This is a genomic window from Pseudoalteromonas rubra, assembly GCF_000967655.1.
Taxonomy (GTDB): domain Bacteria; phylum Pseudomonadota; class Gammaproteobacteria; order Enterobacterales; family Alteromonadaceae; genus Pseudoalteromonas; species Pseudoalteromonas rubra_A.
In genome coordinates this window covers 1-23,063 of the sequence record NZ_JXYA01000028.1, presented here as the reverse complement: position 1 = coordinate 23,063, position 23,063 = coordinate 1, and the positions used below count along the sequence as shown (strand labels likewise).

General features: G+C 48.2%; 18 protein-coding genes. All 18 read left to right on the top strand.

Features of this window, described 5'->3' with window-relative positions; translation table 11 throughout:
* Nucleotides 1-169 precede the first annotated feature (169 nt).
* The 18 genes from rimP (at nt 170) to TW77_RS13290 (ending at nt 22,688) form a co-directional block, all read left to right on the top strand.
* Entirely contained in the window at nt 170-625 is a 456-nt protein-coding gene (gene rimP / locus TW77_RS13375) for a ribosome maturation factor RimP (RefSeq protein ID WP_046005489.1), read from the top strand.
* Nucleotides 626-667: 42 nt separating this feature from the next.
* Entirely contained in the window at nt 668-2,167 is a 1,500-nt protein-coding gene (gene nusA, locus TW77_RS13370; protein ID WP_046005488.1) for a transcription termination factor NusA, read from the top strand.
* Nucleotides 2,168-2,196: 29 nt separating this feature from the next.
* Complete coding sequence (gene infB, locus TW77_RS13365; protein ID WP_046005487.1) at nt 2,197-4,875, top strand: translation initiation factor IF-2; 2,679 nt, start codon at nt 2,197-2,199, stop codon at nt 4,873-4,875.
* 115 nt (nt 4,876-4,990) lie between these two features.
* Nucleotides 4,991-5,401 carry a 30S ribosome-binding factor RbfA gene (gene rbfA, locus TW77_RS13360; protein WP_046005486.1) on the top strand — a complete coding sequence of 137 codons (411 nt, stop codon included), beginning with the start codon at nt 4,991-4,993 and terminating at the stop codon, nt 5,399-5,401.
* Nucleotides 5,401-6,336: a tRNA pseudouridine(55) synthase TruB gene (gene truB / locus TW77_RS13355; RefSeq protein WP_046005485.1), complete on the top strand. Its 936-nt coding sequence runs from the start codon at nt 5,401-5,403 to the stop codon at nt 6,334-6,336. The genes rbfA and truB overlap by 1 nt, the downstream gene beginning before the upstream one ends.
* A 105-nt stretch (nt 6,337-6,441) precedes the next feature.
* Nucleotides 6,442-6,711 carry a 30S ribosomal protein S15 gene (rpsO, locus tag TW77_RS13350; RefSeq protein ID WP_010385052.1) on the top strand — a complete coding sequence of 90 codons (270 nt, stop codon included), beginning with the start codon at nt 6,442-6,444 and terminating at the stop codon, nt 6,709-6,711.
* 272 nt (nt 6,712-6,983) lie between these two features.
* Entirely contained in the window at nt 6,984-9,098 is a 2,115-nt protein-coding gene (gene pnp, locus TW77_RS13345; protein WP_046005484.1) for a polyribonucleotide nucleotidyltransferase, read from the top strand.
* Nucleotides 9,099-9,209: 111 nt separating this feature from the next.
* The gene (gene nlpI / locus TW77_RS13340) at nt 9,210-10,112 is read left to right on the top strand and encodes a lipoprotein NlpI (protein WP_046005483.1); all 903 of its coding nucleotides are present in this window, start codon (nt 9,210-9,212) and stop codon (nt 10,110-10,112) included.
* A 4-nt stretch (nt 10,113-10,116) separates the two neighbouring features.
* The gene (locus TW77_RS24295) at nt 10,117-11,289 is read left to right on the top strand and encodes a hypothetical protein (RefSeq protein WP_052713175.1); all 1,173 of its coding nucleotides are present in this window, start codon (nt 10,117-10,119) and stop codon (nt 11,287-11,289) included.
* 232 nt (nt 11,290-11,521) lie between these two features.
* Nucleotides 11,522-14,314 carry a monovalent cation/H+ antiporter subunit A gene (locus tag TW77_RS13330; protein ID WP_046005482.1) on the top strand — a complete coding sequence of 931 codons (2,793 nt, stop codon included), beginning with the start codon at nt 11,522-11,524 and terminating at the stop codon, nt 14,312-14,314.
* On the top strand, nt 14,314-14,688 hold the full coding sequence (locus TW77_RS13325) for a Na+/H+ antiporter subunit C (RefSeq protein WP_046005481.1): 375 nt from the start codon (nt 14,314-14,316) through the stop codon (nt 14,686-14,688). The genes TW77_RS13330 and TW77_RS13325 overlap by 1 nt, the downstream gene beginning before the upstream one ends.
* The gene (locus tag TW77_RS13320) at nt 14,685-16,196 is read left to right on the top strand and encodes a monovalent cation/H+ antiporter subunit D (RefSeq protein ID WP_046005480.1); all 1,512 of its coding nucleotides are present in this window, start codon (nt 14,685-14,687) and stop codon (nt 16,194-16,196) included. The genes TW77_RS13325 and TW77_RS13320 overlap by 4 nt, the downstream gene beginning before the upstream one ends.
* Nucleotides 16,197-16,733, top strand: coding sequence for a Na+/H+ antiporter subunit E (locus tag TW77_RS13315; RefSeq protein ID WP_046005479.1), 537 nt, complete (start codon nt 16,197-16,199; stop codon nt 16,731-16,733).
* Nucleotides 16,727-16,996, top strand: a complete 270-nt coding sequence (locus tag TW77_RS13310) for a K+/H+ antiporter subunit F (RefSeq protein ID WP_010385043.1) — start codon at nt 16,727-16,729, stop codon at nt 16,994-16,996. Before TW77_RS13315 ends, TW77_RS13310 begins: the two co-directional genes overlap by 7 nt.
* Before the next feature lie 9 nt (nt 16,997-17,005).
* Nucleotides 17,006-17,335 (top strand): Na+/H+ antiporter subunit G, encoded by a 330-nt coding sequence (locus tag TW77_RS13305; RefSeq protein WP_046005478.1) that lies wholly within the window; start codon nt 17,006-17,008, stop codon nt 17,333-17,335.
* 268 nt (nt 17,336-17,603) lie between these two features.
* Nucleotides 17,604-19,718, top strand: a complete 2,115-nt coding sequence (locus tag TW77_RS13300) for a methyl-accepting chemotaxis protein (RefSeq protein WP_046005477.1) — start codon at nt 17,604-17,606, stop codon at nt 19,716-19,718.
* 96 nt (nt 19,719-19,814) lie between these two features.
* Nucleotides 19,815-21,755 carry a DNA topoisomerase III gene (locus TW77_RS13295; RefSeq protein ID WP_046005476.1) on the top strand — a complete coding sequence of 647 codons (1,941 nt, stop codon included), beginning with the start codon at nt 19,815-19,817 and terminating at the stop codon, nt 21,753-21,755.
* Nucleotides 21,756-21,830: 75 nt separating this feature from the next.
* The gene (locus tag TW77_RS13290) at nt 21,831-22,688 is read left to right on the top strand and encodes a tetratricopeptide repeat protein (protein WP_046005475.1); all 858 of its coding nucleotides are present in this window, start codon (nt 21,831-21,833) and stop codon (nt 22,686-22,688) included.
* Nucleotides 22,689-23,063: the final 375 nt, after the last annotated feature.

Here is a 23,063-nt window from a genome sequence, read left to right as displayed (position 1 = left end):
GCCCGCAACCAAGCTCGGCCACTGGCCACACAGTTTGTTTTTGGTGTGACGCCCCGCTTGGTTCGGGGCGTTGTTGTATCTGGAGCTAAGCAACTAAGCCCAGCCCAGAAGCAAACAGCTGAATCATTAGGGCTTTTAGGCCCTTTTTTTGTTTGTATGGAGGTAATTTGTGACAAAACTCGAGCAAGAATTAACAACTATGTTAGAGCCGGCTGTTGAAGCCTGTGGCTTCGAGTTGCTCGGTCTGGAAGTGATGCAAGCCGGTCGCGACTCGACATTGCGCATTTACATTGACCATGAAAATGGCATCAATGTGGACAATTGTGCCGATGTGAGCCGTCAGGTGAGTGCCATTTTGGATGTCGAGGACCCCATTACAAACGAATACAACCTGGAAGTGTCTTCACCTGGTGTAGACAGACCATTATTCAAACAAGCTCATTATGAGCAGGCAGTGGGCGAAGAAGTGCGTTTGCGTACTAAGCTTCCTCAGGAAGGTCGCCGCAACTTTAAAGGCGACTTAGTTGCAGTTAATGGCGATATGATCACGCTAACCGTCGATGGCCAGGAGCATCACCTTATGCTCAGCAACATCGAGCGCGCGAACATCATCGCAAAATTTTAAAAATTAGGTGCGAAGGAAAAAAGGGCAAGCGAGGCAATACTTATGGCAAAAGAAATATTATTGGTTGCAGAAGCTGTTTCCAATGAAAAAGCAGTCCCAAGAGAAAAGATTTTTGAAGCATTAGAGTTCGCACTAGCGACGGCCACCAAAAAGAAACACGATGGTGAGATCGAAGTACGCGTATCTATTGACCGTAAAACGGGCGAGTATGACACGTTCCGCCGTTGGATGGTGGTGAACCCACAAGAAGATGGCTCACTGGAAAACCCGTATGCAGAGATCACATTTGAAGCGGCTCAGGTAGAAGAGCCTGAGATCCAGCTGGGTGACTATGTTGAAGAGCAAATTGAATCAATTCAGTTTGACCGCATCACAACGCAGATGGCTAAACAGGTTATCGTACAGAAAGTACGTGAAGCTGAGCGTGCGTTGATTGTTGACGCCTACAAAGATCAGGAAGGCGAGCTGGTTACCGGCGTAGTTAAAAAAGCATCACGCGACACGGTTGTACTGGACTTGGGTAATAACGCAGAAGCCGTTATTTACCGTGAAGACATGCTGCCACGTGAAAGCTTCCGTCCGGGCGACCGTGTACGTGGCCTGCTTTACGCGGTTAAACCAGAAGCGCGTGGCGCACAGCTGTTTGTAACACGCTCTAAGCCTGAAATGTTGATGGAACTTTTCCGTATCGAAGTACCAGAAATCGGCGAAGAGATGATCGAGCTCAAAGGTGCAGCGCGTGATCCGGGATCGCGTGCTAAAATTGCGGTAAAATCAAATGATAAACGTATCGACCCTGTCGGCGCGTGTGTTGGTATGCGCGGTGCGCGTGTGCAGGCTGTTTCTACCGAATTAGGTGGCGAGCGCGTTGATATCGTATTGTACGATGACAACCCGGCTCAGTTTGTGATCAACGCTATGGCACCAGCAGAAGTGGCATCGATCGTGATGGATGAAGACACGCGTACGATGGAAATCGCGGTAGAAGCCGACAACCTGGCACAGGCGATTGGTCGTAACGGTCAAAACGTACGTCTTGCCAGCCAATTGACGGGTTGGGAACTGAACGTGATGACAGTGGAAGACATGGAGCGTAAGAGCGCAGAAGAGTCTGACAAACTGATCAACCTGTTCACCGAAGCGCTGGACATTGACGATGATTTCGCAACGTTACTGATCAACGAAGGCTTCTCAACGCTTGAGGAAGTGGCCTACGTACCAGTTGCAGAGTTCCTGGAAATCAATGGTCTGGACGAAGGCACAGTGGAAGAGCTGCGTAAGCGTGCAAAAGATGCATTGACGACCAAAGCGTTACGTGACGAAGAAAGCCTTGAAGGGGCTGAGCCTGCGGAAGATCTGCTAAACCTGGAAGGGTTGGATCGTCACCTGGCATTCGTGATGGCCAGCAAAGGCGTCATCACGCTGGAAGACCTGGCTGAGCAAGGCATTGACGAATTAGTCGAAATCACTGAATTATCTGAACAACAGGCGGGTGACTTGATCATGGCCGCACGTAATATTTGTTGGTTTGGTGAGCAATAGTAGTTTATTAACGGGAGGTAACGCATAATATGGCAGAAGTGAGCATAGAGAAACTAGCCGAAAACATTGGTACAACTGTTGATAAATTACTCCAGCAGTTGGCAGATGCAGGGATCACCAAAGCCACTGGCGACCATGTTACTGAAAACGAGAAAGCACAATTGCTGGACCATTTGAGTAAGCAACATGGCGGTACCGGTTCGGAAGGACCGGAGCGTATGACTTTGCAACGCAAGAGCAAGAGCACATTAAGTGTGACCGGCTCGCATGGCAAAGCAAAATCCGTTCAGGTTGAGGTACGTAAAAAGCGCACTTACGTTAAAAAGAGCGCAATCGAGCAGCAAAAAGAGCAGGAAAGACTCGCTGCAGAGGAAGCTGCGCGCAAAGAAGCAGAGTTGAAAGCTCAGCAAGAAGCTGAGCAAAAAGCCAAAGAAGAAGCCGAGCGTAAGGCACAAGAGGAAGCCGAGCGTAAGGCAAAAGAGGAAGCTGAGCGCAAGGCTAAAGATGAGGCAAAACGAACAGCGCAAGCTGAACGTCAAGCGAAAGAACAGCAGAGTGAAGAAGTGGATAGCGCCCAACAAGAGAAAGAGAAACTAGAAGCAGAGCGTCTGCGCAAAGAAGCAGAAGCGGCTGCCCTAAAGAAAGCAGAAGAAGAAGCCAAGCGTAAAGCAGAAGAAGCAAAGCGCTTAGCAGAAGAGAATGAAGCCCGCTGGAAAGCTGAAGAAGAAGAGCGTGCACGTCGCGAAGCTTCTGCAGATCACCACCTTACGACCTCGACTTACGCGCGTGAAGCCGAAGACGAGTCAGATGCACAGGAAGAAAAGAGTGCACGTCGTAAGAAGAAGAAAAAGCCAGCTGAAAAAGCGGCTCAGCCAGTACGTGGTAAAGGTAAAAAAGGCAAGCTTAAAGCACCTACCTCGCTACAGCATGGCTTTAAAAAGCCAGTGAGTGAAGTGAAGCAGGAAGTACGCATCAGTGAGACCATCACAGTTGCTGAGCTGGCATCACGCATGGCAGTGAAAGGCGTTGAAGTGGTTAAGGCTATGATGAAGATGGGTGAAATGGTTACCATTAACCAGGTCATCGATCAGGAAACTGCGCAGGTTGTGGCTGAAGAAATGGGTCACAAAGTTGTTCTGGTAAAAGAGAACGAACTGGAAGAAAAAGTACTGAGCGAGCGTAGCGAAAGTGAAGCGCTTGAGCAACGTGCACCAGTTGTTACCGTTATGGGTCACGTTGACCACGGTAAAACTTCAACACTGGATTACATCCGTAAAGCTAAGGTTGCTGCAGGCGAGGCCGGTGGTATTACCCAGCACATTGGTGCATACCACGTTGAAACCGAAGGCGGCATGATCACTTTCCTGGATACTCCGGGACACGCAGCGTTTACCTCAATGCGTGCACGTGGTGCCAAAGCGACGGATATCGTAGTACTGGTTGTTGCGGCTGATGATGGTGTAATGCCACAGACTAAAGAAGCGGTACAACACGCCAAAGCGGCAGAAGTACCTCTGATCATCGCTGTAAACAAAATGGATAAAGAAGGCATTGACCCGGATCGTGTTAAAAACGAACTGGCTCAGCTGGACGTTATCCCTGAAGAATGGGGCGGTGATACGCAATTCGTTCATATCTCAGCGAAAACTGGTCTTGGCATTGACGACCTGCTGGAAGCGATTCTGATGCAGTCTGAACTGCTTGAGCTGAAAGCAGCACACAAAGGCATGGCGTCAGGTGTGGTTATCGAATCTCGTCTTGATAAAGGTCGTGGTCCGGTTGCAACTGTACTGGTTCAGTCTGGTGAGCTTAACCAGGGCGATATCGTGCTGTGTGGTCTGGAATATGGCCGTGTTCGTGCAATGAAAGACGAAAACGGTAAAGACATCACGACTGCAGGTCCTTCAATTCCGGTTGAGATCCTGGGTATGTCGGGTGTACCAGCTGCGGGTGACGAAGCTACTGTTGTTAAAGACGAGCGTAAGGCCCGTGAAGTTGCACTATATCGTCAGGGTAAATTCCGTGATGTGAAACTGGCGCGTCAGCAAAAAGCGAAGCTTGAAAACATGTTTACCAACATGACTGAAGGCGACGTGTCTGAAGTGAACGTAGTACTGAAAGCAGACGTACAGGGTTCAATCGAAGCTATCTCTGATTCTTTGGTTAAACTGTCTACAGACGAAGTTAAAGTGAAGATCGTTGGTAGCGGCGTAGGTGGTATCACTGAAACTGACGCAACCCTGGCTGCTGCGTCTAACGCCATCATCGTTGGCTTTAACGTTCGTGCTGATGCCTCTGCACGTAAAGTGATTGAAGCTGAAAACCTGGACTTGCGTTACTACAGCGTAATCTACGACCTGATCGAAGAAGTGAAGCAGGCAATGTCGGGCATGCTGGCACCTGAATTCAAGCAAGAGATCATCGGTCTGGCTGAAGTACGTGACGTGTTCAAGTCGCCTAAGATTGGCTCTGTTGCAGGTTGTATGGTAACTGAAGGTGTGGTTAAACGTAGTGCACCTATCCGCGTACTGCGTGACAATGTTGTTATTTACGAAGGTGAGCTTGAATCACTACGCCGCTTTAAAGATGACGTGGCAGAAGTTCGTAACGGCATGGAGTGTGGTATCGGCGTTAAGAACTATAATGACGTTAAGGTCGGTGACCAAATCGAGGTATTCGAAACCGTTGAAGTACAACGTACGTTGTAATCCAATCGGGGTTAAACCTTGAAATGGGGGCGTCAGCCCCCATTTGTGTTTGTGTTTCCTCTAGTGGGCGAGTGTATGCATTGCCCGTTTTAATGATTAAATTGAAGTGGTGAAAATGAGAGAATTTTCTCGTACTGATCGTGTTGCACAACAGATCCAAAAAGAAATTGCCGTGATTTTACAGCGTGAGATTAAAGATCCACGTTTGGGCATGGTCACCGTATCGGCTGTAGAAGTGTCGCGCGACTTATCCTACGCCAAGGTCTTTATCACTGTGCTTGGCGGTGACGATGACAAAACCAAAGAAAACCTGTCTATTTTAAATGAAGCGACAGGCTATATCCGTTCATTGCTGGGCAAGCGGATCCGCGCTCGGATCATGCCGGAGCTGCGTTTTGTGCTGGATAACTCCCTGATGGAAGGTATGCGCATTTCTAATCTGGTTGATGAAGTGATCCGCAATGACAATGAAAAGCGTGGTGACGAAGCGCAGCCAGATACGAAAAGCGACGACGGAGAAGCCTGATGGCGCGTCGTAGTAAAGGCCGTCCAATAGACGGGATTGTGCTGCTCAATAAACCGCAGGGGATCTCCTCCAATAAAGCCCTGCAACAAGCCAAAGGCATTTACTTTGCGCAAAAAGCCGGCCACACGGGGGCGCTCGACCCGCTGGCGACCGGTATGCTGCCAATCTGTTTTGGCGAAGCGACTAAGTTCACTCAGTTCCTGTTGGATACTGATAAAACTTACGTCGTCCGTGCCAAGTTAGGCGAACGCACCACGACCTCAGATTCTGATGGCGAAGTGGTTGAAACACGCCCGGTGCAGATCACTCGCGAGCAGCTAGAGCAGGACGTCGCCAGCTTCCTGGGAGAGTCGGATCAGTATCCGTCGATGTACTCAGCGCTAAAGTATCAGGGTCAACCTTTATACAAGTACGCTCGTGAAGGCATCGAGGTGCCGCGCAAGTGTCGTAAGATCAACGTCTATTCGATCACCTTGGATGAATACGACGAGCAGGCGCAGGAGATCCAGATGACGGTGCATGTCTCAAAAGGGACTTACATTCGTACCATAGTGGATGACCTGGGTGAGAAGCTTGGCTGTGGGGCGCATGTCATTATGCTGCATCGCTCTGAAGTAGGCCATTATCCGAGTGATAAAATGATCACGCTGGAAGAGCTTGAAGAAAAACTTCAGCAGGCCAAAGCTGAAGACTTGCCGCCGTCGACTTACATCGATGCGTTGTTACTCCCGATGGACACGGCGCTGGTTGATTTACCGGCGGTAGAGATCAGTGCGGAGCAGGGTGTGGCATTCAGCCACGGTCAGACCGTGGTGGTTGGTGAGCTGCCAGAGGGCGTATTAAAAGTCGTGGCTGATGGTCGTTTTGTCGGTATTGGCGAGCGCAACCAGCACGGCCATTTAAAGGCCAAGCGGGCCTTATCCAGCGCACAATAAAATTTTTTGTCAGCGGGGGGAATTGCTGATACAATGCCGCCCGCTTTGTCGCTTTGGCTGAATTAGTGATCGGCTGAAGCATTACTTAAACAATTGGAGTTTATTATGTCACTAAGCAATCAAGAAAAAGCAGAAATCGTAGCAAAATTCGCACGCGCAGAAGGCGACACTGGTTCTCCTGAAGTTCAGGTTGCACTGTTAACTGCTGATATCAACAAGCTACAAGGTCACTTCGCGAACCACAAGCATGACTTCCACTCACGTCGTGGTCTGCTACGTAAAGTAAGCCAGCGTCGTAACCTGCTTGACTACCTTAAAGGTAAGAGCGTAGAGCGTTACTCTGCACTAATCAAAGAGCTTGGCCTACGTCGCTAAGAATTTGATTATTTGTCGGATTTTTATCCGATAAGAAAAAAGGGGCTAAATCGCCCCTTTTTTTGTGGGTATATACTCAGTATACTTATGCCCGAACCTCCATTCTGGCGGTTCAGCGCCAAGTCTGCAGCCAATTGTAGTGCTTAAGCGGATCACCTAGCTCTGTTTGGTTTAATCAGTTTTATCAAATAGTTATTAGCCTCATTAGTCCGCTTAAGACTGTAATTGGTCGTTGTTGGCGCTTATATGTTATTTTTGTAAGGAATATATTTGTGCAAGCAATTATTAAAGAATTCCAACTTGGTCAACACACAGTAACCCTGGAAACAGGCGCGATTGCGCGTCAGGCTGACGGTGCTGTATTGGCCAGTATTGGCGACACTTCTGTACTAGTCACTGTTGTAGGTAAGCGTGAAGCGGCACCTGGTCAGGACTTTTTCCCTCTGACAGTAAACTATCAGGAAAAAATGTATGCGGCAGGCCGTATCCCTGGTGGCTTCCTGAAGCGTGAAGGCCGTCCTTCAGACAATGAAACGCTGATTGCGCGTCTGATCGACCGTCCAATCCGTCCTCTGTTCCCGGACGGCTTTGTAAACGAAGTACAAGTTATCGCGACAGTGGTTTCTTCAAACCCTGAAATTCAACCAGACATGGTTGCAATGATTGGTACTTCTGCAGCGCTGGCAATTTCTGGCGTGCCATTCAATGGTCCAATCGGCGCCGTGCGCGTTGGTTTCACTGATGGTCAGTACGTACTGAACCCGTCAGTAACAGAGCTTGAGCAAAGTAAACTTGACCTGGTTGTTGCTGGTACCGAAGGTGCTGTACTTATGGTTGAGTCAGAAGCTGAAATTCTGACTGAAGAAGAAATGCTGGGCGCGGTTGTCTATGGTCATGAACAATCACAGGCTATCATCAAAGCTGTTAACGAGTTTGCTGCAGAAGCAGGCAAGCCGGCTTGGGACTGGGCTGCACCAGAGAAAAACGTTGAGCTGTCTGACAAAATCGCAGCTATCGCTGAACAAAAAGTAGGTGACGCTTACCGCATCACTGATAAAGTTGCTCGTAAAGATGCACTAAGCGAAGCAAAAGCTGAAGTGGTTGAGAAGTTGAATGCTGAGCTGGCTGAAGGCGAAGCGCTGGACGATCAGGAAGTGTCTAAGCTGTTCAGCTCACTTGAGAAGAAAATCGTACGTGGCCGTATCATCGCGGGTGAAAAGCGTATCGATGGCCGTGAACCAGACATGGTTCGTGCACTTGACGTGATGACGGGCGTATTGCCACGTACACACGGTTCAGCGATCTTCACACGTGGTGAAACTCAGGCTTTGGTTACTGCTACCTTAGGTACAGAACGCGATTCACAAATGATGGACAACCTGATTGGCACGCAAAAGCATCACTTTATGCTGCACTACAACTTCCCTCCATTCTGTGTGGGTGAGACAGGTTTCATCGGTTCGCCTAAGCGTCGTGAAATTGGCCACGGTAACCTGGCTAAGCGCGGTGTACAAGCGGTTATGCCAACGCTTGAAGAATTCCCGTACTCTGTACGTGTGGTTTCTGAGATCACTGAATCAAACGGTTCGTCTTCAATGGCGTCTGTATGTGGTACGTCTCTGGCTCTGATGGATGCGGGTGTACCAATCAAGTCATCTGTTGCGGGTATCGCGATGGGTCTGGTTAAAGAAGGCGATGACTTTGTCGTACTTTCTGACATCCTGGGTGACGAAGACCACCTGGGTGACATGGACTTTAAAGTAGCGGGTAACAGCGCCGGTGTAACTGCACTTCAGATGGATATCAAGATCGAAGGTATCACGAAAGAAATCATGCAGATCGCACTGCGTCAGGCAAAAGCAGCACGTCTGCATATCCTGAGCGTGATGGACCAGGCAATCGCCAGCCCATCTCAGGATCTGTCTGAGTTCGCACCTCGCATCTACACTATGAGCATTCCACCGAAGAAGATTGCAGACGTAATCGGTAAAGGTGGCGCTGTGATCCGTCAGCTGACGGAAGAAACAGATACAACCATCGAAATCGAAGATGACGGTACCATTAAGATTGCTGCAACCAACGGTAACAGTGCGAAAGAAGCGATTGCTCGCATCGAAGCGCTGACTGCTGAGCTGGAAGTAGGCACTATCTACACAGGTAAAGTAAACCGTATCGTAGACTTTGGTGCATTCGTAAACGTACTGCCTGGTAAAGATGGTCTGGTACACATTTCACAGATCAGCAAAGAGCGCGTAAACAACGTAGCTGACCACCTGAGCGTTGGCCAGGAAGTGAAGGTAAAAGTACTGGAAGTAGACCGTCAGGGTCGTGTTCGTCTGAGCATCAAAGAAGCATTAGAGTCAGAAGCGGCACCTGCTGCGGAGTAAGATCTGACAAAGAAACAATGAGTTTCGATGAAAGGGGCTGAATGGCCCCTTTTTTTATGCTTTAATGATTGCTCAAACCGAGTAGCGACAAGCGGATCACCAATTCGCACCATGCCCAAAAGGGGAAATAGATTGAGACTGTTATTATTACCTTTGTTATGTATGAGTTTGCTGGGGTGTCAGTCAACTCAGCAGGCGGCGGACGTACCGAATGTAACCGTACCTTTTGCCGTGCCTCTGGCGGCCAATTTTCGCAATGAAATAGCCATTGCCAGATACAGCGAGCTGTTACAGAACAAAACATTAGATAGTGAACAGCAAGCTCAGTTGTTTTATAACCGTGGCATGCTGTACGACAGTCTGGGCCTAACCACATTGGCACGCATAGACTTCAATCGTGCCGTCAAACTAAAGCCAGACCTGGCAGAGGTCTACAACTTTCTGGGCATTCACCACACACTCAGACAAGAGTATGGCACGGCTTATGAAATGTTTGACGCGGTGCTGGAGCTGAACACAGATCATGAGTATGCCTATTTAAACCGTGGCATCGCGCTGTATTATGGTGAGCGCCCGGCGTTGGCAGTGAGTGATTTCGAATCCTTTCTGGCCCGTTCTCCTCAGGACCCGTATCGGCTGATGTGGCTTTATCTGGCTGAATCAGAAGTCGATCCAGTTGCGGCAAAAGCGGCGCTTAAGCAGCACAGCCAGGCGTTAAATAATGACGAATGGGCAACGCAATTGGTCCAGCTTTATCTGGGTGAGCTGTCTCAGCAAGCCTTTCTTGCTCAGGTGGGAGACGGTGTTAAGTCGCAGCAGGAGTTTGCAGAGCGTTTATGTGAGGCCTATTTTTATCTGGCAAAACGCTATCAAGCTCAGGGCAAGACCGGCAAAGCGATAGAGTTTTTTAAACTGGCCCTGGCGACCAATGTATACGAATTTGTAGAGCATAAATATGCCCGGCTGGAGCTACAAATTATTGCCGATGAAATGAATCGGGCGGATGTAAGCTGAGCTTATGTCTTTGTTGATGCTTCGCTATGTGGTGCTGCTCATTTGCTGCACCCTCATTGCGAGCAGCACCTTCAACCCCTGGCAAATTCACTCTCCTAACGCACGCCAGGCGCAGCTCTCTGTACTCAAACGCAGCCCGCAGAGTTTTTACCTTGATGTTCAGCGGGCGAAGTTACACCTGCCTGATGTACCCGACGACACCGTATTAGCATTACGCCAGCTCGGACACCCTGAGGCAGCGTTTGAATGGGCGCTTCGCCAGGTCATGCAGGGGGAACTTCATACGGCACTGCTGTTGGCCAGTGCGCACTGGGAAGCGGTCAGTCAGCACTCCCAGCGGCGTTTATTAGAATCACTTATCGCCGCAGAGGCGGTGTCTGAAGTACAGCAGTTGGCTGCTCAATTTACATTACCTCACCCGTATATGACGCTGTCACGGATAATGCAGGGAGCACCGGCCAGTACACTGAGCGGCGCTGACCTACAGGCGCTGAAGATAAAAACGCTTGATGAGATCAGTTGGGGGAGCACTCAATGTGCCCGGCGGGTAGTGATGCTGAGCGATTCGTGGCAGGGGCTGAATAAGCTGACACAACTGAAAGCGCAGTATCTCGCAGCACCGTTGCCGTTTGCTGGCAGTTACTGTTTTGCCGAGCCTGTGTATCTGGGGGCAGACTTACAGTGCCGGATGAAAGCACAGAAGTTCGCCTACTGTGATTTGTCGACATTACCCGGCAGAACCAAATGGTCATCGGCTGATCACCTGGTGCTGATGACGGCGCGCGGCGATGCCAATGTCAGCCGCGGTGTGATGACGCTAAGCCTGAGCAGTGACTATAAGGTGTTTATTCATGAGCTGATGCACTTTAGCGGCTTTGAAGACGAGTATGCCATTGGCGAATCAAAGGCTCGCTGGATATGTGCAACACCCGGGCTGAAAGCGCCTAATTTATATGTTGGCCATCAGCCGCCTGAAGGCTGGTATCCCAGTCGCAGTTGTGAGGCCGGGCTGTTACCCGCCTATAAGCCACAGCAAGCGATGTCTAACATGCAATATCAGAGTCTGGCTTTGACCAAGCGTTACAAAGCGCTTTGGCTGTTGGCTTTTCAGCAACAAAGAAATAAACCCACCGACTTTCAGCAATTTATTCAGGTTAGATTAGCCGCTAAGGGTTAAAAGCCGAGTTTATTTATGAATTTAATCTGAATTGTTTGTAAATGTTGGCTAAAATGGCAGCGTATAGATCGCGAAAGTCTAGACAACTCAAATACTAATCAAGTATAACTGGTAAGCGTTATGTGTGATAAAAACGTGCGCTAAATAAATCAGATAGTCTATGCATAACACTAGCTACATACTGCGCGCTGTTCCGTTTATTTACGGTTATTGAAGATAAAAGGTTTTCTTTATGACATTGCTTTGGATACCCTTGCTATCCTTATTAGGCAGTTTACTCTCATCATTAACAGGTAAACTATCCCGCAATCAATCGACTGCGGTGACTTTACTTGCGCCCGGATTGGCACTTGCGTTGGCCTGCTATTTGGCACCCGACGTATTCGCCAATGAACAGCTGCGTACCACCATAGAGTGGATCCCGCTGTTGGGCTTGGAACTCTCATTCCGCTTAGATGGTTTATCGCTTTTGTTCGTTTTCCTGATCCTGGGAATTGGCGTACTGGTGATCTTCTATGCGCGTTACTACCTCAGTAGTAACGACTCTATGCCCAAACTCTACGCTTACCTAATGTTGTTTATGACTGCCATGCTGGGCATTGTGATGTCTAACAACGTATTGCAACTATGGCTATTCTGGGAATTAACCAGTATCAGCTCATTTTTGCTGATTAGCTACTGGTGGCATAAATCCGAAGCCCGTAAAGGGGCAAAAATGGCGCTGGCGATCACCGGCGGTGGCGGTCTGGCACTGTTAGCCGGTCTGTTGCTGATAGGTGACATTGTTGGCAGTTATGACCTGGATATTATCCTGGCCAGTCGTGAGCTTATTCAGGCTCATGGCCTGTATGAACTGGCATTGATCCTGGTATTGCTGGGGGCGTTTACTAAGTCTGCGCAATTCCCGTTCCACTTCTGGTTACCTCATGCCATGGCGGCACCTACGCCTGTGAGTGCTTACTTACACTCTGCAACTATGGTGAAAGCGGGTATTTTCCTGCTTGCGCGTTTTTATCCGGCACTGGCCGGAACGGAAATTTGGTTTATTCTGGTTGGCCTGACCGGTCTTGTGACCCTGCTGGTCGGTGCTTACATCGCTTTGTTTAAGCATGACCTGAAAGGGCTACTGGCATTCTCGACCATCAGCCATTTAGGTCTGATCACTTTGTTGCTGGGTCTGGATACCGAACTGGCAACGGTGGCAGCCATCTTCCACATCATTAACCATGCGACCTTCAAAGCGTCGCTGTTTATGGCAACGGGCATCATAGATCATGAGACCGGTACGCGGGATATGCGCAAGCTCAACGGCATGTGGCGATTTATGCCGTACACAGCAACGCTGGCTATGGTCGCTGCAGCCTCTATGGCGGGTGTGCCGTTGTTGAACGGCTTCTTATCAAAAGAAATGTTCTTTGCTGAAACCTTGCACCAGCAGTTGCTTGGCTCAATGTCATGGCTGATCCCGATTTTGGCAACCGTTGCCGCTGCCTTTTCTGTGGCATACTCTGCGCGTTTTATTCACGACGTGTTCTTTAACGGGGAGCCGGTTGGTCTGCCTAAGGAGCCGCATGAAGCGCCACGCTATATGCGTGTGCCTATCGAAATTCTGGTCGCATTGTGTCTGATTGTGGGCATGTTCCCGGGCTTTATCGTTAGCGACATCCTGAATGTGGCATCGGCTGCTGTGCTAGGCACAGAGCCGCCACAGTTTAAGATTGCAATCTGGCATGGTTTTAATCTGCCCCTGCTGATGAGTGGTATTGCAGTGTGTGGTGGTTTACTTATTTATACTCAGCGTCGCTACTTGTTTGCGTTCCAGGCTTCGTTACCGCCTATCAATGCGAAAAAAGGCTTCGAACATGCCATGTATAAGGTGGTGAGCTGGAGCCGCGCCCGCATTGATGCCATTGAAAATGGTTCATTGCAACGCTATCTGATGCTGATGCTGATGGTGGTGATGTTAAGCGCTGGTTGGCCGCTGTTCGAAATGAGTCAGCTGGTTGGCGAAAATAAACCGACCCCAATTGATGTGCATAACGCCATTGGTGCAGGCCTTCTGATGATTGGCGCCATTGGCACAGTGATCTGGCATCGTACCCGTATGGTTGCCTTGTTGATGATCTCGGTCGTAGGCCTGATGGTGGCAGTGGCGTTCACTCGCTTCTCTGCGCCGGACTTAGCACTGACTCAGTTAACGGTAGAAGTAGTCACTATTATTCTGTTGATGCTGGCTTTATTTTTCTTACCGCAAAGAACACCTAAAGAGAGCAGCTCAGTGCGTGTGTTGCGCGATTTAGGTATTGCCTCTGCGATTGGTGTCATTGTAGGCAGCATTTGCTATGCCTTAATCACACGTCCTCTGAGTTCAATTTCCGACTTCTTCCTTGCCAATGCGAAGACAGGCGGTGGCGGTACCAATGTAGTGAACGTTATCCTGGTTGATTTCCGTGGCTTTGATACCTTAGGGGAGATAATCGTACTTGGTATTGCTGCGTTGGGTATTTATAAGCTGTTGATAAATCTGCCACTGTTTATGCCGGGTAGTGACTCAGAAGGTCGCCCGTGGGCGAAAGAGCGTTATCCTATTCTGTTGGCGTCTATCTCGCAGAGCTTGTTGCCGCTTGCCTTGCTGGTGTCGGTCTATATCTTCTTGCGTGGTCATAACCTGCCGGGTGGCGGCTTTATTGCTGGCCTGGTAACCGCGATTGCCTTTATCTTGCAGTATATCGCACACGGGTCGAACTGGATCTCAGAGCGCTTTACGCTTAACTACCGGAAGATCATAGCGTCGGGCATTGCGATAGCCATGATTGCAGGCTTAGGTAGCTGGGCATTTGGCCGACCGTTCCTGACCAGCTGGTTTGACTACTTTGATTTGCCGGTGATTGGTGAGATTGAACTTGCCAGCGCATTGGTATTTGACTTGGGTGTGTATATTACGGTTGTTGGCGCGACTTTGATGATCCTGGCAAGCCTGGGTAAGTTGACAGCCAATGCACCTAAAGAAGAGGTAAATATTTAATGGAGCTATTGTATTCATCCTGCGTAGGCTTGTTAGTCGCCTGCGGTGTGTTCCTGATTTTACGAGCCCGCACCTTTCCGGTGGTGCTGGGGCTGACGATGCTGTCTTATGCAGTAAACCTATTTTTGTTTGCATCAGGCAGACTGACGATGAACAAAGCTGCGGTTTTGGGCTTTAGCGACGGGTATGCCGATCCCTTGCCGCAAGCGTTGGTTTTAACCGCGATAGTTATCGGCTTTGCTATGACGGCATTTGTGGTCATCCTGGCTATCCGCGGTCGTGCAGATTTAGGTAATGATCATGTCAATGGCAGTGAAGTACCTGCAACTTCTCGTAACGCTGGCTCTCAGCGTAAGGAGCAAGGTAAAGCATGACGCAGCATTTAACTTCCTTGCCAGTATTATTGCCAATGCTGGCCGCTATTTTTATGTTAATGCCACCTTGTGGCAAAAACCTCAGAGCGCGCCGCATTGTGTCGGTGGGTATGGGCCTGCTCACCACAGTGGCATCGGCTATTTTGATGTTGATGACGCAGGAACATGGTACTTCGGTTTATGCCATTGGTAACTGGTCTGCGCCGTTTGGTATCGTGTTAATTGCCGATCCATTATCGGCCTTGCTGGTTACTTTAACGTCTTTCCTGGGCTTGGTCTGTGGTCTGTACAGCTGTGCCGGCGACGATGAGCGCGGCAGTTTTTTCCACCCATTGTTACACTTCCTGGTGCTTGGGGTTAACGGTGCTTTCCTGACGGGAGATGCGTTTAACCTGTTTGTCTTCTTCGAAGTCTTGTTAATTGCGTCATATTCTTTGCTAATGCACGGTGGAGATAAGCGCAACACGCGAGCAGCTTTGCAGTATGTGATCTTAAACCTGGTCGGCTCGTCCGTTTTCCTGATTGCCCTGGGGATCCTGTACGGTACATTGGGCACGCTGAATATGGCTGATATGGCACAAAAAGTAACGCTGCTGCAAGGCGACGATGTATACCTGGCTAAGATAGGTGGCTTGTTGCTGTTGGTTGTGTTTGCCCTGAAGGGCGCATTGCTGCCGCTTCACTTGTGGCTGCCAAACACCTATTCGACGGCAATGCCGGTAGTGGCTGCGCTGTTTGCAATCATGACCAAAGTGGGTGTGTACTCCATGATGCGCGTTTACACCCTGATCTTTGGTGAAGAAGCCGGTGAACTTAGCCACATGGCACAAAACTGGCTTTGGTGGCTGGCCATGGCAACCATAGTAATGGGCGCAATCGGTGTATTAGCGAGCCAGGATTTACGTAAAATGGTTGCGAATTTAGTGGTTGTATCTGTGGGTACTTTGGTTGCTCTGGTAGCTGTTCAAAGTGTACAAAGCAGCGCGGCTGCCGTGTATTACCTGGTGCATTCGACCCTGGTTAGTGCAGCTTTGTTCCTGTTAGCTGATCTGATCGCCAGACAAAGAGGCAAAGTGGCTGACAGGATCACCGCAGGTCGGCCAGTTGCACAGCCTTTATTCCTTGGCGGCGCATTCCTGATTGCCGCGGTCGCAGTCATTGGCATGCCGCCTCTATCCGGCTTTGTGGGTAAGATCTGGATTTTAAGGTCGACTCTGGACACACCTTATGGAAACTGGTTCTGGTTGGTTTATCTGGTCGCAAGTTTGGCCGTTTTGGTATCGGTTTCAAAAGCGGGCAGCACCGTTTTTTGGCACCACACAGGTAAGAGCGACAGCGAACAGGAGCGGGCTCATCCTGCACAGATCTGTGCCGTATTATTACTGGTGATGTGCGCGCCGCTAATGGTGATTTTTGCCGGACCTCTGAGTGAATATGCACTGCTTGCAGCGCAGGAATTGCATGACTTCACGGGGCTACTGCAAGACGTGTTGGGAGGAGTGAACTAAATGCGTTTGGAAGCTAAATATAGATGGTTGCCGACTCCGTTTCGCAGCCTGATGTTGTTTGTTGTTTGGTTGCTGCTAAATAACAGCGTAGCGCCGGGGCACTTGATTTTGGCGGCTATCCTGGCCGTTGCCATTCCCCTTGCCACTTTTCCGTTTCGGACTAAACAGCCTTTGGTATTGAAACCAGGCAAAGCTTTGCAATATCTGTTGCTGGTTCTATACGATATTTTGATGGCAAACATTGAAGTTGCTATCAAAATTTTGGGACCGACACGAAAGTTGAAACCCGCGTTTGTCAAAGTGCCAATTGATTTGGCTCAGTCCATGCCTATCACGATCCTGGCGAGTACGGTATCGCTGACACCGGGTACAGTGAGTGCCGAAGTTTACCCCTGGCCTGAAGACATGGCTGATGGGGCTGAGCCGCAACAGCGTTACTTACTGATCCATGTGCTGGACCTGGATGACGAAGCGGCCCTGATCGAGACGATTAAAACGCGTTATGAAAAACCCATTAAGGAGATCTTTGCATGTTAGAGACGGTGATTTTGATTGTCTTTGCGATGATCGGTGTATCTTTGCTACTAAACTTGTGGCGACTTGTTGTTGGGCCTTCTATTCCGGATCGCATTCTGGCATTGGATACCATGTACATTAATACCATTGCGCTGATAGTGCTGTATGGCATGAATATGGGCACTTCATTGTATTTTGAGGCTGCTCTATTGATTGCCTTACTCGGCTTTGTCAGCACGGTTGCAGTATGTAAATACTTGCTGCGCGGCGATATCATTGAATAGGGGGAGCAGATGATGGAATGGGTTATTTCATTTTTATTATTGTTAGGCGGCAGTTTAGTCTTAGTTGGCTCCATAGGCTTGGTCAAAATGCCTGATTTTTTCATGCGCCTGCATGGACCAACTAAAGCAACAACACTCGGTATGGCCTGTCTGTTGTTCGCTGCAATGGCTTATTATGGCTTTTATGGTGAAGGCGTGAGTGTAAAAGAAGTGCTTATTTCTATGTTCTTGCTGATTACCGCGCCTATCAGTGGATATATGCTGATTAAATCTGCGATTCATCACAGGTTAGATAGCATTGAGTCTACCCGTGGTAAAGATAAGATTGAGGAAGACTGAGTTTCCTTTTAATAGCGAGTCGCTGTTCAACAGCGACTCTTTTTCTAGTCAACAAACCCCGTTATACGACCTGCCTGAATTTCTTATCCTGTTATACCTTGTTCGTTTACTCAAAATCAGGTTAATTAATGTACTATTATTGTTTGGTGTAAAAAAAATCGCGGATTAGTGTAGTCATAATTACTTAAAGCTGTCATTTTAGAATACGCAAAAAAGCGAAACTTTTGCTAAAGTTATCTAAATAAACAACCATTTGTGAGTGTTTTATATGCAGCATATGTCCATCAAGAAGAAGCTTATTCTGTTTGTGATTACGCTGGTTACCGCCCTCGTTGCCTTGTTAGTAACAACCATGTGGATAAACCTGCAAAAAGAGAACAAAGTGCAAAGTACACAGCTCAGAGAGCTGGTTTATCAGGAGATAAGAACCGGGCTAACAGCGCAGGGACAATATTATGCACAGCAGGTTGCCGAATTTATTAATTCGGCTTATCGGGTGCCCTACACATTAGCAGGTGCCCTAAAAGAAACCTCAGTTAGCGAACCCCTTGCGCGAAACCAGGTACAAGACCTAGTTGCTGGTGCATTGAAACAAAATCGATTTGTCTCTTCCATGTATGCCCAGTTTGAGCCCAACGGTTATGATCGACAAGATCAGGCTTATACATCCGGAGCCAGTCACTCGGCACCTGGCGATGGTACGCTGGAGCTATATTTTACCCGAGATGCAAGTGGCATCACCCAGCACCAAATTGAATCAGCTGCGGACAAATATTTAGACAAGCGTAATGAATTTGGGCTTCGCGAAGCCGAATGGTATTTGTGTGCCCGGGATAGTGTTGCCCCTTGTATCATGGAACCTTACCTGTACGAAATCTCTCCGGGCAATAAAATGTTGATGACCTCATTAACTGTGCCAGTTGATGCCAATGGGCGTTTTCAGGGGCTGGTCGGGGTAGATGTGAACTTACCTGTGTTTCAGCAGTTGGTCGATGAGTTATCTGAATCTCTTTATCAGGGACAGGCAAAAGTTTCATTGCTTAGTAAACTTGGGCTGGTTGTGGGTGCCAGTCACTACGATAAACTTGCCAGGCCACTGAACGAATCCGTAAATCCCGATGTGGCTGAGCAACTGCTTAACTTACACCAGCAGGGTGGATTTAGCGAAATAGGGGATATGCTTGCGATTGCGGTGCCTATTGAAATCAAGCTTGCTAACACGACCTGGTCTTTGGTTATTGAATTACCCAAAGAGGTTGCGCTGGCTTCTGTTACTCAGATAGAGCAACAGATAGAGGAATCTACCAACTCATTAGGGCGTTGGATGCTGTTTTTGGGTACTGTTGTTGCGGTTGTGGCGCTTGGACTTGCTTTGGTACTGATCAATACCATTATTGGTCCGCTCACCTATATTGAAAAGCGGGTAGAGAGCCTGGCTTCCAGTGAAGGCGATCTAACTCATAAACTGGAAGTGAGTCATCATGCTGAGTTGATCTCTTTGGCCAACGGCTTCAACCGCTTCACCGATAAACTAAGAAGCATGATAGTTGACCTCAAAGAACTGGCAGAGGAGTCTTATGCTCAGTCGCACAAAACCACTGAGGCCGCTATTAATATCAAAAACAAGGTTTCTAATCAGCATCTTGAAATAGACAGTGTTGTGACAGCGATTAACGAGCTAAGCGCAACGGCAACAGAAGTGGCCAGGGCGTCAGAAAAAGCCGCCTCAAGTACAAACCATGCTGTTGAAACGGTGCAGAGCAGCGAACGTAGCATAGTCAAAACGACAGAAACGGTTCAGGAAATTGCCGAGCAGGTCCTGGAAGCGAAAAACGCATTCGGGAAAGTCTCTGAGCGCAGCGGAGACATTTCTAAGATTTTGGATGTGATACGCGCCATTGCTGAACAAACCAACTTACTGGCACTTAATGCCGCAATTGAAGCCGCCCGGGCAGGTGAACAAGGGAGAGGCTTTGCAGTGGTTGCCGACGAGGTACGGGCGCTGGCGTCAAAAACACAGGCCTCAACGGATGACATCAGTAAGCTGATTGATAATCTGCAAAGTGAAGTCACGGGCTCCGAGCAGATCATCGAAAGAACGGTTAGTCAGGGAGGGCAGGCGGTTTCATACTGCCAGGAGTCTGCCGAGTTAATGAGTAGCTTAGTGGGCGAACTAAGCAGTATCTCAAATGAGGTAACACAAATTGCGACCGCAGCAGAAGAGCAAAGCATGGTGACTGAGGAGATCAGCACCAATACAACAGGTATATCAGATGCGGCAGCTGAGTTGTCTGGTTTTGCCGATGAGGTAGAGCAGGCGGCGAGTGCAATGACTTATATAGTGGAGCAAAAGCACAAGCAGTTAAATTTACTGAAAACCTAAGTCCCGCTCCAATCACTTTGTCCGATCGAGTCAGCTCTGGTAATTACTGCCAGAGTTGACTATCATAACTGTAAATACATACAGTTGTTCTGAAGAATGAAACTTTATATTGCCGAAAAACCTTCTCTGGGCAGAGCCATTGCAGACGTATTACCTAAGCCACATAAAAAGCATGATGGTTATATTGAAGTAGCCAATGGAGATTGTGTCACCTGGTGTATTGGCCACTTGCTGGAGCAGGCCGCTCCCGAGGACTACGACCCTAAATACAAAAAATGGCAAATGGTGCATTTACCTATCATCCCAGAGCATTGGCAGTTCAAAGCAAAACCCAAAACCAAAAAGCAACTCAGTGTGGTAAAAAAGCTGATCAAGCAAGCAGACAGTCTTGTTCATGCGGGTGATCCTGATAGGGAAGGTCAGTTACTGGTTGATGAGGTATTGCAAGAAGCAAAGCCGTCGGCATCAAAAAAGCAAGCCACTGAGCGACTGCTGATCAGCGATCTAAACCCTGCGGCAGTCAAGAAAGCACTAAACCAAATGCGTGCGAATCAGGAATTTGTCCCTTTAAGTGTGTCGGCTTTGGCCAGAGCAAGGGCAGACTGGCTGTATGGTATGAACCTGACCAGGGCGTATACCTTGGTCGGGCAAAAAGCAGGATTTCAGGGAGTGCTGTCAGTTGGCAGAGTACAAACGCCAGTCCTTGGTTTGGTTGTCAGGCGGGATATGGAAATAGCCAACTTTGTTTCTAAACCGTTTTTTGAGGTGCAAGCGTTGGTCAGAAAAAGCGACGGGGCAGAGTTTAGTGCCAAGTGGCAACCCAGTGAGGCATGTCAGCCATATATGGATGAGGAAGGCAGAGTGCTGCTTAAAGGGTTGGCAGAAAATGTCGCGTCAAGGATCCAGGGGCAGGACGCTCAGGTCAAAAAAATAGATGCTAAGCCAAAGAAGCACAACCCGCCTTTACCTTATAGCTTATCGGCACTACAAATCGATGCCAACAAACGCTTTGGTATGTCAGCTAAACAAGTGTTGGATGTTTGTCAGGCTCTTTATGAAAGACATAAACTGATCACTTATCCCCGATCGGATAATCGCTACCTACCGAAGGGGCACTTTGGCGAGTCTAAGCAGGTATTGGATGCGGCATTAAATAACCAGGGGTTGGAAGAAGATAAAGTTGCGGGCGCAGATCTGAGCCTGAAAAGCAAATGCTGGAATGATGCCAAAGTTGAAGCGCACCACGCCATTATTCCGACAGCAAAGAGGCTAAAGACGGCCCAGTTAGGCCAGTACGAGCAGCAAGTCTACCAGCTCATTTGTACTCAGTATCTCGCGCAGTTTTATCCTGCTTATCGGTATACAGAAACCAAAGTGGAGTTAGATATTGCAGGCGGAGTGTTTGTTGCTAAGGCAGAGCAGATTATCGACCTTGGTTTTAAACGCTTATTTAAAGTGGAAGAAAAGAAACAAGTTATGTTGCCCAAGCTGGAAGTTGGCGAATTACTTCACTGCTTTAAAGGAGAAGTCATCGAGAAACATACTCAACCCCCCAATCACTTTACAGAAGCCACATTATTAAGCGCCATGACTGGCATCGCCCGATTTGTGTCGAACGCTGACATCAAAAAAGTGTTGAAAGAGACTGATGGGCTCGGTACAGAGGCAACCAGAGCCGGCATTATCGATTTATTGTTTAAAAGAGGCTTTTTGCAACGTACTGGTAAAAGCATTAAATCAACAGAACTAGGCGCGGCGTTAGTCAAGACGCTTCCCGAAGATCTGTCTTTGCCAGACCGAACGGCACTGTGGGAGTCACAACTGGCGAAAATCGCAATGAAAGAGCAAACCTATCAGACTTTTATGCATCCCCTTGAAAATGAAATAACAGGTATTATTGAACGCGCGAATACGAGTGACAGTTCCATATTTAGCGGCCTGAAAAGTGGTAAATCAGGATCGAGAGGTTCATTTTCTAAAAAAAGAACTAAAAAGCGCGCAAGTACTCGGAATGGTCGTCGAAAGTCGGCGGCTTAATCGGATTTTATATTTGCCTTGTAATTGGTATGGATGTCACCATATAGATAGTCAAATATCACAGCTGGTTTGAACATGGAAAATAAAATCTTACTTACACCGGAAAACATTCAACAGGTGTTGGCATCTTCGGATCCTGAAAAGCTCGTATTAATGACGTTTTTTAGCGCCCAGGAACCAAACTGTATTGCACAAGCTGATATTCTCGATGCGCTTGCTCAGCAATATCCAAATAATATAGTGGTCGCTACGGTCGATTGTGATCAACAACAAATGCTTGCTTCTCAGTTGGCTCAACAAGTGGGCCTCCAGGCGTTACCAACTTTAGTCGTGCTGAAAGGCGGTACGCCTGTAGATGTTCTACCAGGTGCGAAAACACAAGAAGAGATTTCCAAGGTTTTGTCGGCGCACCTGCCTTCACCTGAACTGATCTTACTTGATCAAGCCAAGCAAGCGCTTGCTAATGGCGAACTGAATGATGCCTTTGCACTGGCAAAGCAGGCTTATGGTGTTGCAAAAGATAACCCAAGAGTTTTGCTGGTATTTGCAGATATCTGTATTCAGATACAAAAAGTAGAAGAAGCGGAGGCGCTATTAGCGTCTGTCCCGGCGGAAGCACAGGATGCCTACTTCACTAACTTAAAGTCAAAGCTGGAACAAGCAAAAGAGGCTCAGGAGTCACCTGAACTTAAGCGTCTTATGGCTGAAGCAAAAGCTTCACCAGATGATTTATCTATATTATGTCAACTGGCTCAGGCTCAGGTCGACGCAGGAAAGAAAGCCGATGCATTGGAAAGCTTGATATCTGTGCTAAGAAAAGACATGAACTTTGGAGATGCCAAAAAGGGCTACCTTGATATCATTGCGTCTTTACCCGAGGGCGATGAAATTGCGGCTCGCTACCGACGAAAACTCTACAGTCTTTTGTATTAATTCTTTTCTCTAATAAAAATGGCGCAAAAAAGCGCCATTTTTTCTTGCGTCTCTTCTCAAATGTACAATACTTAGATCCCCTAGTAGTTAAATTGTGTCAAATAGGTGAATATTTGATGACAAAACAGGTGGTTTTGTCGTGTTCTGTATGTAAAGTGGACGAAGGGCGAGTTTTTCTCACTTTTCTTCAAAAAAGGGTTGCGCTGAGTTTCGATTTCCCTATAATGCGCATCCACCGACACGGGGAGCAGCGCTGAAAAGCAACGAGCCAAGTGACGGGAAAGCCAAACGGAAAGCTTAATTAAGAAAAATTAAATTTTCTAGTTGACTTTAAAAGTGAAGCGGTTAACATGACGCTCCACTTCGCAGCAAGGC